Here is an 11,456-nt window from a genome sequence, read left to right on the forward strand (position 1 = left end):
GCGCAACCTCCAGCCCGCCGGCGCCGGCTCCGATGACCACGATTTTCTGCTTCGGTCCTTCGGTCTTGACGATGATATGCGGGATTTCGGCCTCGCGGCCAGTCGCGGCATTGTGGACGCAAAGCGCTTCGCCGCCCTCATAAATGCGGTCGAGACAATAGGTGGCGCCCACGCACGGGCGGATCTCATGCTCGCGGCCCTCCATCACCTTTTTGATGATGTGCGGATCGGCGATATGGGCGCGGGTCATGCCGACCATGTCGAGCTTGCCGGTGGCAATGGCGTGGCGTGCGGTGGCCACATCGGATATGCGCGCCGCGTGGAAGGTCGGGAATTTCGTCGCCGCCCTCACCTCTCCGGCGAAATCGAGATGCGGCGACGAGCGCATGCCGGCCACCGGTATGACCTTGGTCAGCGCCGCATCGCTTTCGATCGAGCCGCGGATGATGTTGAGGAAATCGACCTTGCCGGAATTGGCCAGCCGCCTGGCGATCTCGATGCCCTCCTGTTTGGACAGGCCTTTTTCGAAATCTTCGTCAGCGACCATGCGGATGCCGACGACGAATTTCTCGCCGACCGACGCACGCACGGCATCAAGCACCATGTTGGTGAAGCGCAGGCGGTTGTCGAGCGAGCCGCCGAATTCGTCGTCGCGATGGTTGGTGGCCGGCGACCAGAAGCCGTCCATCAGATGGCCGTAGGATTCGAACTCGATGCCGTCCAGGCCGGCGGCCTGACAGCGCTGGGCGGCCGAAGCATAGTCGGCGACGATGCGCTCGATGTCCCAGTCCTCGATGGTTTTCGGGAATGCGCGATGCGCCGGCTCACGCACCGGCGAGGCCGAGAGCACCGGCAGCCAGTCGGCCTTGTTCCAGCCGGTACGGCGGCCGAGATGGGTGATCTGGATCATCACCTTGCAGTCGTGCTCGTGGCAGGCATCGGCGAGCTCGGCCAGCCACGGCACGATCCTGTCGTCATAGACATGCAGATTGCCGAAAGCGGCCGGGCTGTCGCGCGAGACGATCGCCGAGCCGGCGGTCATGGTCAGCGCCATACCGCCCTTGGCCTTCTCGGCATGGTAGAGCCGGTATCGCTGTTTCGGCATGCCGTCCTCGGAATAGGCCGGCTCATGGCTGGTCGACATGACCCGGTTCTTCAGCGTCAGATGTTTGAGCTGGTAGGGCTGGAGAAGCGGATCGTTGGAGGTCATCGTCTTCCTGCGGTTTCAAATTGTGCTAATGAGCGGCAAAATTCGTTTTCAAGCATGTCGTCCCGCACGCACTCCGGGCGCATGCGACAAGGATTGGGCCCATGATCGATACCAAAACTCTCACCCAGCTCGGTGCGCACGTCGAGACGCCACAAAGCCCCGAAGCAGCGGTTCTGGAGACCGTACCGTTTTCGCGCGGCGACGGGCCGCCGGCGATCGTGCGCTTCACCTGCCCGGAATTCACCTCGCTGTGCCCGGTCACCGGCCAACCGGACTTCGCCCATATCGTCATCGACTACGCACCCGATGCGGCTCTGGTGGAATCGAAGTCGCTCAAGCTGTTCATGACCTCGTTTCGCAACCATGGCGCCTTCCATGAAGACTGCACCGTCATGATCGGCCGCCGCATCGTGGCGGCAACCAAGCCGCTGTGGTTGCGCATAGGCGGCTATTGGTATCCACGCGGCGGCATTCCGATCGATGTGTTCTGGCAAACCGGCGCTCCGCCGGAAGGCGCCTGGCTCCCCGACACCGGGGTGGCGCCCTATCGCGGGCGGGGTTGAGCTCGCCCATCATTCGCACTGATATTGGCTGAGTGCCCATTCGCCGGTCACCGACAACAGGTCCGTGATCTTCCAGTCGCCATCGACCTTCTTGAATTTCCATTCCAGCCGGTGCGGGTTGCCCGATATGACGAAGGCGACGATGACCTTGGCCTGGTCACCGTTGATCGCCTCGAGCGTCTTCAGGCTCTTGTCTATCTCGGCCTTGTCGTAATCGGCATTGTCGAGCGCCATGTTGGGGTCGAGGCACTCGCCCTGCCCGGATTTGCGCAAGGCGTCGCTCTTGTCGAGCACGGTTTTGGCTGGATCGATGAAATGGCTTCGCTCGGCCGGATCGATCTCCAGCCCGACCTGATCGTAAAACGGCCGCACAACGGCGGTCGGCGAGCCCGGCTGGATCGGTGCGGCGGGCGCGGCTTCGGCCGGCGACCATCCAACCGGCGGCGTGGCCGGTTCTGCCGCTCCGCCCGGCGCATTTGCGGGCGGTGCAGCGCTGTCGCTCGGCTGGGTGTCGGCCGGGGCGTTTGCCGGCGGCGCACCCAACAAGCCTTGCGCGGCGGCGCCGCTCAGAGCCGCCAGCAGGCACACACCCGACAGTGCCACGAACCGGCGGTGGGCCATCGCTTCACTCCGGCGTCTGGCCGGCCATGCATTCCAGCGCGCTGAGCGTCCAGTCGCTGGTTTTGGAAGCGATGTCCGATATCTTCCACTTGCCGTCGATCTTCTTGAGCGACCAGAGCATTTCACGTTTGGAATCATCGCCTTCCGGAAACAGGCTGAAGGATGCCGTGACCTGTGCGTTGTCGCCATCCTGCTTCTCAGACAGTTTCAGCGTTTTCGAGACGGTTTTCTGATCGAAATCCTGAGCGTCGAGACCAGGATCGAAATCGATGCAGGCGACCTGGTCCGGGTTCTTTTTCGTTGCCTGGTCGTTCAGGTCGAACAGTTTCGTCACCGGTTCGGTGAACCGGTCCCGATATTGTTCGTCGGCCTCGAACTTGACCGCCGGGGCATAGAAGAACTTCACCGCGTCGGACGCCGGTCCGGCGACGGCTCCGGCCGGCAGGGCTATCGAAAGGGCGGCAACGATCACTGTCAGTCGCATGCAGAATCTCCGGCTTTTGACGGCTTGAGCCTATCAACACCACGTATCCTGCATATCGGCTTTTTTGCGGCTCATGAAGTCCTGCAGCACCTTGTTTTAGCCGTCCAGCCAGACGTTCTGAAGGTCCATCTCGAATGTCTGGTGGACACCATAGTTCTTCACCTTCTTGCTCATGTGGCTGTAGAGCTTCTGCCAGAAGGGCTGAATAATGACGCCCGAATCCTGCAGGATCTGCTCGACATCCTTCATGACCTCGCGTCGTTTCTCCACGTCGATGAGCGAAAGCGCCTGCTTGAGCTTGGCATCAAAATCGGGGTTGGAATATGCCGATTCATTCCAGGCCTCGCCGGTGCGATAGCCGAGCGCCAGCACCTGCACGCCAAGCGGGCGCATGTACCAGATCGTCATCGAATAGGGATATTTCGTCCAGTCGTTCCAGAAGGTCGAACCCGGCAGCACCGTGCGCTTCACCTTGATCCCGGCATCGCGCAACTGGCCGGCAATGGCGTCGCCGGTATTCTTCTGCCAATCGTCCTCGATGGTGATCAGCTCATGCTCGAAGTCGGCCTGTCCGGCTTCCGCCATCAGCTTCTTGGCGCCGGCGGCGTCGCGTGTCTTCTTGGGCAGCGCATAGTATTCCGGATGGATCGGGGCGACGTGGTGGTTTTCACCAGGGGTGCCTCGCCCGGCATAACCGAGTTCGAGGACCGCATTGTTGTCGACGGCCATTTGCAGGGCGTTGCGCACCCGCTTGTCGTCGTAGGGCTTGTGGGTGATGTTGGTGCGGGCAACCAGCGTCGTCGCCGTCGCCACCTCCGATTTCACCAGATCCATCTTGTCGAGAATGTCGATGAAGTCGGCGGGCGACTCGAAATTGAGGTCGATCTCACCGGATTCGAACGCGTTCACGGTGGCGTTGAAATCGGTGCCGTAGTCGACGAACTCGACGCTGTCGAGCGGCGCCTCACCACCCCACCATTTGCCATTCTCACGACGCTTGACGACCGCCTTCTGGCCGACATCGTAGGAGACCAGTTCGAACGGTCCCGTGCCGATCGGCTTCTTGATCGGATCGGCACCGTCGGCATCGAAGCTGCGATGGACGACGAGCGCCGGATAGTCGGTGAAATTCGGGATCAGCGAAATGTCTGGTTCGCTTAACTTCAGCTTGACCGTATTGTCGTCGACCTTGGTGATCGCGCCATCCCTGGCCTTGCCGGTCTTTGCGTCGATCAGCGCGCCGACCCGGGCGGCCATGGAATTGCCGGCGACATTCTTCTCGCACCAGCGGGTCAGATTGTGAGCGACGTCATCGGCGTTGAAGGCATCGCCATTGTTCCACGTGATGCCCTTGCGCACATGCAGCACGTATTCGGTGGCGTCGTCGTTGATATCCCAGCTTTCGAGCAGGACCGGCTCGAAGGTGAATTGCCTGGTATAGCGGACAAGCGGCTCCAGCCAGCAGCGCGAAATGTTCGCCAGTTCCACCCAGTCGTAAGTGCGCGGATCCTTCTGTCCCTTCACCGACATCGAGACGCGCAGCGTTCCGCCTTTCTTCGGCTCTTCGGCCAAGGCCCGATCCGGCACGGCAAGGCCGATCATGCCATAGGCAAGAGCCGTCGATGCGCCGAAGGCGCTTGCCAGCGCCAGGAACTCGCGCCGGTCGACACGACCCGCGCGTGCTTCGACCGCCATTGCCTCGATAGCGCTCGGCACGCGATCGCCACTGCTTCTGAAGAATGCCATTTTTTCCTCCCGTCTGGTTCCCTTTGATCTTGGTTCTTCGCCTCAACTGACGCTGTCCGGCAGCCTCTCCTCGCGCCGCGCGATGAAATCCATCAGGCCATCGGCGATGCCTTCGTCGAGCTTCGGCTCCTCGTAATCCGCCAGCATGTTGCGCGCCTTCTCGCGGCCGCGCGTGTCGTGGTCCTTCGCCCCTTCTGCCTTCCACTGTTCGAACGAATTGAAGTCCATGATCGAGGGCATGAAGAAGGCGGATTCGAAATGTTCCAGCGTGTGCTGGGTACCGAGGAAATGGCCCTGCGGTCCCACCTCGCGGATTGCCGCCATGGCTTCCTTGAAATCGTCGAACGGCAGGCCGCCGGCATATTTGTACCAGCCGATGAGCTGTTCGCAGTCGGTGGCGAATTTCGAATAGCCGCAGGTCAGGCCGGCCTCGAGCCATCCGGCGGAGTGCCAGATGTAGTTGGCGCCGGCGAGGATGGCGGCATGCATCAGCATGTTCGCCTCGTAACCAGCCTGGGCGTCGTTGAGCTTCGACCCGACATGGAAGCCGGAGGTGCGCCACGGCAGCCGGTATTTCCGTGCCAGCGCTCCCATCAGATACATCATCTGCGCCGCCTCGGGCGTGCCGCCCATCGGAGCACCGGTCTTCATGTCCACCGTGACCATGAACTGTCCGTAGATCTGCGGCGAGCCTGGGCGCAGCAGTTGCGTGAAGGCGACGCCCGCCAGCGCTTCCGCATTGACCTGTGCCACAGCGCCCACGGCGGACGCCGAAGTCGAGGCGCCGCACAGTGCAAAGGGTGCGAGGATCAGCGGCTGGTTGCTTCGCGCATAGACCTTCATCGCGTCCAGCATGGTGGCGTCCCACACCAGCGGCGAATTGCAGTTGGTGATCGACACCAGGACAGGATTGTCGCGGACGTAATCCTCTCCGAACACGATGCCTGCCATCGCCATCGTGTCTTCCGCCCGCTCCTTGGACGTGACGATGCCCATGAACGGCTTGTCGGAATGCTTAAGCGCGGAATGGATGATGTGGAGGTGACGCTTCGGTACCGCGATTTCCATCGGCTCGCAAATGACCGAACTCGATGAATGCAGCGCCGGCGCCATGTAGGCGAGTTTGTGGAAATTGTTGAGGTCGGCGAGCGTGCCGTAACGCCTGTTGTTGTCGAGATCGCGAACATAGGGCGCGCCATACATCGGCACGAAGATGGTGTTGTTGCCGCCCACCCGCACCGTGCGCTGCGGATTCCTCGCATTGAGCGTGAACTCCGACGGGACCTTCGACACCAGTTCCATCAGCAGGGCCCGGTCGATCCGCACACGGGTTTCCGAGACATCCGCGCCCGCCGCCTTCCACAGTGCGATCGCCTCGTCGTCGCGGAACTCGCAGCCCACCTCTTCGAGGATCAAGAGCGACTCCTCGTGGATCAGTTCGACCGCCTCATCGGGGACCATCTGGTAGACGGGGATCTGGCGGACCAGCGTCGGGAACGACGTTACGGGAGCTCCGCGCAGGGCCTTGCGCCCCAGGCGGCCGCCACTGCGGCGGTTGGCATGTTCGGTCACTTCGGGGGCCGGTGCGTTCATGGCAACTCCATTCCACTCATGAAGGAGCCTAGCGCGACAAAATGGTGATGTGACGCTGGAAAATCCTGATCTCTTGTATAAGCTCAGCTTATGCGAAGCTTGCGCCACCTTCTGCCTTCGGCCGGCAGCCTGATCGTCTTCGAGGCGGCCGGGCGGCTGTCGAGCTTCACCGCCGCCGGGCGCGAGCTGGGCATGACGCAGGCCGCCGTCTCCTATGCCGTGCGCGGACTGGAAGAACAGCTCGGCGCCAAGCTGTTCCAGCGCCGCCACCGCCAGGTGCTCCTGACCGAGGCCGGCGAGCGCTTCCATGCCGACGTCTCGCTCGGCCTTTCGCACATCCGCAAATCGGCGGAGGATCTGCGCCTGCAGGCGACCGGCGGTCATGTCACGCTGGCCGCCTCGACCGCGTTCGGTTCGTTCTGGATGATGCCGCGCCTGCAGCAGTTCCGTGACGAGCTGCCGGGCATTGACCTGCGTATCCAGACCGCCGACCGCGACCTCGACATCATCGCGGAAGGCATTCCGCTCGGCGTGCGCGGCGGCGCGCCGCGGGACTGGCCGGACTATCATTCGTTGCCGCTGGCTGACGAGGAGATATTTCCCGTCGCCGGCACCAGCTATGCGGCAAAGTTCGGCCTGCCCAGATCCGCTGCCGAATTGGCCACGCACCGCCTCATCCATCTGGAGGAGCCGTATCGCGAGGCGGCCAGTTGGGACGAATGGTTCCAGTCTGCGGGCGCCAATCTCAGCGATACCGCGCGCGGCCTGCGCATCAACGACTACGGCCTGGTGATCCAAGGTGTCATGGAAGGCCAAGGCATCGCGCTCGGCTGGCGGCATCTCGCCGAGCGGCTGCTGGCGTCGGGCCTGCTGGTGCCGGTGACGGATCATGTGCTGAAGACCGGCAAGGCCTTCTATGTCGTCTGGCCGAAGAACCGGGAGCTCAGCGACAACGCCCGCAAGGTGCGCGACTGGCTGGCGGCGCAGGCATAAGTCGTTTTCCACTGATCCACCGCTGGCGCAATTCTGCCCCTCCCGCGCGACGCGAATCCGCCTATAGTGCCGCCATGCCCATCCGCCAGCTTTCCGAAACGATGATCAACCAGATCGCCGCCGGCGAAGTCATCGAGCGTCCGGCGAGCGTGGTCAAGGAACTGGTCGAGAATGCGCTCGATGCCGGTGCTTCGCGCGTCGAGATCGTCACATCGGGCGGCGGGCTGAACCTGATCCGCGTCACCGATGACGGCTCCGGCATTCCCGAACGGGAGCTGGCGCTGGCGATCGCACGTCACTGCACCTCCAAGCTCACTGAGGATATCAACGACATTCGCTCGCTGGGCTTCCGCGGCGAAGCGCTGCCGTCGATCGGCTCGGTGTCGCGACTTTCGATCCGCTCGCGCACGGCAGCAAGCGGCAGCGCCGCCGAGATCGGCATCGAGGGGGGCCGCGTCCTGCCTGTCAGGCCGGCGGCGGCCAATCGCGGCACCACGGTCGAGGTGCGCGACCTGTTCTTCGCAACGCCGGCCCGATTGAAGTTCATGAAGGGCGAGCGCGCCGAAAGCTCGGCCACCAGCGATGTGGTCAAGCGCATCGCCATCGCCTTCCCCGCCGTGCGCTTCACGCTGGCCGGCTCGGACCGCTCGACACTGGAATTGCCGGCGGCGGACGACAGCGCGGAAGGCAGCCTGCGTCGTGTCGCCCAGGTGATGGGCACCGATTTTCCCGACAATTCGATTGCCCTCGACGCGATGCGCGATGGCGTGCATCTGACCGGCCACGCGTCGATCCCGTCCTTCACCCGCGCCAACGCGCTGCAGCAATATGCCTATGTGAACGGCCGCCCGGTGCGCGACAAGCTGATCGCCGGCGCCATACGCGGCGCCTATGCCGACGTCCTGCCGCGCGACCGCCATGCGGTGACGGTGCTGTTCCTGACGCTCGATCCGGCCATCGTCGACGTCAACGTCCATCCAGCCAAGGCCGATGTGCGCTTCCGCGATCCCGGCCTTGTGCGCGGATTGATCGTCGGGGCCATCCGACAGGCACTGGCCGATGCCGGCGTCCGCGCCGCCACCACGGGTGCCGCCGGCATGATGGCGGCGTTCCGGCCAGGGGCCGCATCCTACGGCCACGGCGGACCGGCAAACGGCCACCGCAGCTACGACGCGGCCTACCGCGCGTCGGGTCCGTCCGGCTTCGATCCTGCCCGATCGCCGCAGCGGCCGCTCGATATGGGTTTCGATGGTGCGGGCTTCGAGCAGCGCGGCTTGCGAGAAAGCGAGCAAGCGGCTTTCGATGCCGGTCCGCTTGCCAGCGCCGATGCACGCGCAGGGCAGGATGAAGCGGCCGAGACGTTGCTCGGCGCGGTGCTGGGCGCGGCGCGCGCCCAGGTGCATGAGAACTACATCGTCGCCCAGACCAGGGATTCGCTCATCATCGTCGACCAGCATGCGGCGCATGAACGGCTGGTCTACGAGGCGCTGAAGAATGCGCTGCATTCGCGCCCGGTGCCCTCGCAGATGCTACTTCTGCCCGAAATCATCGACCTGCCGGAAGAGGATGCCGAGCGGCTTGCGCTGCATTCGGAAACGCTGGCCCGCTTCGGTCTCGGCATCGAGCGCTTTGGCCCCGGCGCTGTCGCGGTGCGCGAGACGCCGTCGATGCTGGGCGAGGCCAATGTCCAGCAATTGGTGCGCGACCTCGCCGACGAGATCGCCGACAACGACACGGTCGACACGCTGAAGGAGCGGCTGGACAAGATAGCCGCGACCATGGCGTGCCACGGCTCTGTGCGCTCCGGCCGCCTGCTCAAGGCCGAGGAGATGAACGCGCTGCTGCGGCAGATGGAGGCGACGCCCGGCTCCGGCACCTGCAACCACGGCCGCCCCACTTATATCGAACTCAAGCTAGCGGATATCGAACGGCTTTTCGGACGGCGATAGCTGCGGACGGATTGCGGGCCTATCGCTTCGCCGCTCGAGGTCGGCAGGTCAGGAGGCCGGCCGACAATGTGGTCGCCCGCGATTTTCGCCCAGCGGCCTGAGTAGCGCGATCGCAGCCGCCGCCAGCAGGAGGATCGCACCGGTGATTTCAGCCCAGCCGACCGCCTCGCCGAAGAGCCAGGCTCCTGCCGCCAAAGCGGTCAGCAAATAGCGTGCAGCCGCCAGCAGGAGCGGAGGCGCGTCATTGAGACCGAGCTTGATCGCGGCCCAGGTCAGCACCCAGATCAGCGACATCACCGCGAAGAAGAAGAGGTTGCGAACCACCGATGGGCGCTCAGCGCAGTCCCCGACGATCGACAAGTATCCGATGGATTTCGATCCGCTCCGGCAGCTCGATCAGGAACTCGGCATCGCGGTCCAGATGATGGACTTTGGTCGGTTCGCCTTTGGTAAAGGCGGTCATCGCTTGCATGTCGGCCCAATAGGAGATGGTTGTGAACCACGTCTCGGCATCACGGTCCTCGCGCAGCAATTGGACGCCAAGCGCCGTCTTCTCGAGGGGCGGAATACCCTCGGCACGCAGGTATGGCTCATAGGCGTCGGCGATGTCGCGGCGGGTGCGACCGCGCCAGATGCGCGCGATGGTCGGTGTGGTCGGCATGAGGTTCTCCTTCAGTCAGGCGGACAGCAAACTGGGCATAGCGGACGCCGGCTGTGATCAGCCGTGAACACGAGCCAGGAAATCGCGGACCAGCGCCAGCGCGTCGTCGAAATGTGTCTCGAGCAGCCAATGACCCGCCCCTTCGATCAGATGCAGTTCCGCATCGGGCAGATCGCGATGATAGGCCCTTGCCGACGCCGCGGGCATATAGCCATCCTCTGGCCCCCAAACGATCAACGTGGGCGGATGGTGTTCACGCAAATAAGCCTGGTAGCGCGGAAACCAGGTGAGATTGGCTTCCAGCTTCTCCATCAGACCGACGGCGATCTGCCGACGAACCGGCGTGTTCATCAGTGGCCAGTGAAGATTCCAGAGATCGGGCGGCACGCGCATGGCGACGTCGTCAGCCACTTCCCCGATGAACTCGGCCCGAAACCCATCCTCACTTACCGCGGCCTCGAGCGGACGGTGCTTGCCGGGCGTCTTGTCGGTCCACCAGGCCTTGATCGTGGCGTATTTGGGTCCAAGCACATCCTCGTAGATGTCGCCGTTCTGGATGATCAGGGCGCTGATCCGCTCCGGGTGTGAGATCGCATGCCGGAGTCCTATCTGCGAGCCATAATCATGCAGCCACAAGGCGTAGCGTTGGAGACCGAATTTATCGGCAAGCTTGGAAAGCACGTCGCAATAGGCGTCGAAATCATAGCCGAAGGTGGCCGGATCGGGTGTGCCGCTGTATCCGAAGCCAGGCCAGTCGAATGCAATCGTCCGCCAGCGGTCGGCGAGCGCCGGCATCAGTCGGCGGAATTGGAACGAAGAGCAGGGATAGCCGTGCGGCAAGAGCAAGACAGGTGCTTCTAACGGCCCTGCCTCGCGATAAAAAATGGATAGATCATCCAGTTGCATGCGTCGGTGCGTCGTTGCACCCGGCATTCGGACCTCCGTCGAACAAACCTCGGCTAAACGCGTTTGATCGAGGGATCGTTCCGAATGGGGGAAGCGGACGGTCGGCAATATTCATCTCTTCAAATTCACCACGATGACACCGCCCAGCGCCAGCGCGCCGCCGATTATGCCGAGCAGAGTGGGAACTTCGCCCAGCCAGAAGAAGCCGATCAGCGCGGACATCGGCGAGACCAGATAGAGGAAGTTGGAGGCACGTGCCGCCGGCAGACGCGACAGCGCGGTCGCCCAGGCGGCATAGGCGATGAGGCTGGGCACGATGCCGAGAAAGATGACGGCGCCGAGGCCTGCTGTGTCGGCGACCGCCGCCTGCGAAAAGGCCGACGGCAGGAAGGGGGCCAGGCACAGTGCGCCGAGCACCATGTTCGAAGCCGAAATGGTCAATGGATGATGGCGGGCAAACAGCGGCTTCTGGACGATGGTGTTGACGGCCGAGCACAAGGCCGAACCAAGCACCAACAGAGCACCGGTGTTGAACGACAGGCCATGCCCATCGGCCATGGCGATGATGCCTATGCCGGCGAAGGAAATCACCGTACCGATCCAGGCCACGCCTGAGAAGCGCTCGCCCAGCAATGCCATCGCCATGATGGCGGTGAAGATCGGGCTGACATTGATGATGAAGCCGGCGGCACCGGCCGAGACGGTCAGTTCGCCGAAATTGAGCATGACG

At 63.3% G+C, this 11,456-nt stretch carries 11 protein-coding genes and 1 pseudogene; 3 read left to right on the forward strand and 9 right to left on the reverse strand.

Going from position 1 to position 11,456, the window contains the following annotated elements:
• A pseudogene (locus tag EN879_RS10720) lies at window positions 1–1,210 on the reverse strand (N-methylproline demethylase); the annotation flags it as partial.
• 101 nt (window positions 1,211–1,311) lie between these two features.
• Between EN879_RS10720 and queF the strand changes: the two are divergent.
• Window positions 1,312–1,773, forward strand: a complete 462-nt coding sequence (gene queF, locus EN879_RS10725) for a preQ(1) synthase (RefSeq protein ID WP_010915503.1) — start codon at window positions 1,312–1,314, stop codon at window positions 1,771–1,773.
• A 9-nt stretch (window positions 1,774–1,782) separates the two neighbouring features.
• On the opposite strand, the gene EN879_RS10730 is transcribed toward queF, so the two are convergent.
• From EN879_RS10730 to EN879_RS10745, 4 genes are all read right to left on the reverse strand, one after another.
• Window positions 1,783–2,394, reverse strand: coding sequence for a hypothetical protein (locus EN879_RS10730; RefSeq protein WP_013532329.1), 612 nt, complete (start codon window positions 2,392–2,394; stop codon window positions 1,783–1,785).
• 4 nt (window positions 2,395–2,398) lie between these two features.
• Window positions 2,399–2,878, reverse strand: a complete 480-nt coding sequence (locus EN879_RS10735) for a DUF3828 domain-containing protein (protein ID WP_027163240.1) — start codon at window positions 2,876–2,878, stop codon at window positions 2,399–2,401.
• A gap of 96 nt (window positions 2,879–2,974) precedes the next feature.
• Window positions 2,975–4,624: an ABC transporter substrate-binding protein gene (locus EN879_RS10740; protein WP_027163239.1), complete on the reverse strand. Its 1,650-nt coding sequence runs from the start codon at window positions 4,622–4,624 to the stop codon at window positions 2,975–2,977.
• Between the two features lie 42 nt (window positions 4,625–4,666).
• On the reverse strand, window positions 4,667–6,217 hold the full coding sequence (locus EN879_RS10745) for a trimethylamine methyltransferase family protein (RefSeq protein ID WP_013532332.1): 1,551 nt from the start codon (window positions 6,215–6,217) through the stop codon (window positions 4,667–4,669).
• 90 nt (window positions 6,218–6,307) lie between these two features.
• On the opposite strand from EN879_RS10745, the gene EN879_RS10750 reads away from it, so the two are divergent.
• Entirely contained in the window at window positions 6,308–7,210 is a 903-nt protein-coding gene (locus tag EN879_RS10750; RefSeq protein ID WP_013532333.1) for a LysR substrate-binding domain-containing protein, read from the forward strand.
• 74 nt (window positions 7,211–7,284) lie between these two features.
• Window positions 7,285–9,159, forward strand: coding sequence for a DNA mismatch repair endonuclease MutL (gene mutL / locus EN879_RS10755; RefSeq protein ID WP_063167730.1), 1,875 nt, complete (start codon window positions 7,285–7,287; stop codon window positions 9,157–9,159).
• Between the two features lie 48 nt (window positions 9,160–9,207).
• Here mutL and EN879_RS10760 read toward each other — a convergent pair whose 3' ends face one another.
• From EN879_RS10760 to EN879_RS10775, 4 genes are all read right to left on the reverse strand, one after another.
• Complete coding sequence (locus EN879_RS10760; protein WP_063167729.1) at window positions 9,208–9,483, reverse strand: hypothetical protein; 276 nt, start codon at window positions 9,481–9,483, stop codon at window positions 9,208–9,210.
• Between the two features lie 10 nt (window positions 9,484–9,493).
• Window positions 9,494–9,820 (reverse strand): hypothetical protein, encoded by a 327-nt coding sequence (locus EN879_RS10765; protein ID WP_024504825.1) that lies wholly within the window; start codon window positions 9,818–9,820, stop codon window positions 9,494–9,496.
• Between the two features lie 57 nt (window positions 9,821–9,877).
• A complete protein-coding gene (locus EN879_RS10770) occupies window positions 9,878–10,753 on the reverse strand; it encodes an alpha/beta hydrolase (RefSeq protein ID WP_063167728.1) in 876 nt (291 codons plus the stop codon).
• 84 nt (window positions 10,754–10,837) lie between these two features.
• The coding region (locus EN879_RS10775) for a DMT family transporter (protein WP_164774374.1) at window positions 10,838–11,456 on the reverse strand (619 nt) is incomplete at its 5' end.

Origin of the sequence: Mesorhizobium sp. M7A.F.Ca.AU.002.02.1.1 (genome assembly GCF_003998535.1) — a bacterium.
In the GTDB taxonomy this organism is placed as follows: domain Bacteria; phylum Pseudomonadota; class Alphaproteobacteria; order Rhizobiales; family Rhizobiaceae; genus Mesorhizobium; species Mesorhizobium ciceri.

Bases quoted from the DNA above. Each gene is read 5' to 3' on its own strand.
- mutL (WP_063167730.1), top strand. From the start codon at position 7,285: ATGCCCATCCGCCAGCTTTCCGAAACGATGATCAACCAGATCGCCGCC.
- EN879_RS10750 (WP_013532333.1), top strand. From the start codon at position 6,308: ATGCGAAGCTTGCGCCACCTTCTGCCTTCGGCCGGCAGCCTGATCGTC.
- EN879_RS10770 (WP_063167728.1), bottom strand. From the start codon at position 10,753: ATGCCGGGTGCAACGACGCACCGACGCATGCAACTGGATGATCTATCC.
- EN879_RS10765 (WP_024504825.1), bottom strand. From the start codon at position 9,820: ATGCCGACCACACCGACCATCGCGCGCATCTGGCGCGGTCGCACCCGC.
- EN879_RS10740 (WP_027163239.1), bottom strand. From the start codon at position 4,624: ATGGCATTCTTCAGAAGCAGTGGCGATCGCGTGCCGAGCGCTATCGAG.
- EN879_RS10730 (WP_013532329.1), bottom strand. From the start codon at position 2,394: ATGGCCCACCGCCGGTTCGTGGCACTGTCGGGTGTGTGCCTGCTGGCG.
- EN879_RS10745 (WP_013532332.1), bottom strand. From the start codon at position 6,217: ATGAACGCACCGGCCCCCGAAGTGACCGAACATGCCAACCGCCGCAGT.
- queF (WP_010915503.1), top strand. From the start codon at position 1,312: ATGATCGATACCAAAACTCTCACCCAGCTCGGTGCGCACGTCGAGACG.
- EN879_RS10735 (WP_027163240.1), bottom strand. From the start codon at position 2,878: ATGCGACTGACAGTGATCGTTGCCGCCCTTTCGATAGCCCTGCCGGCC.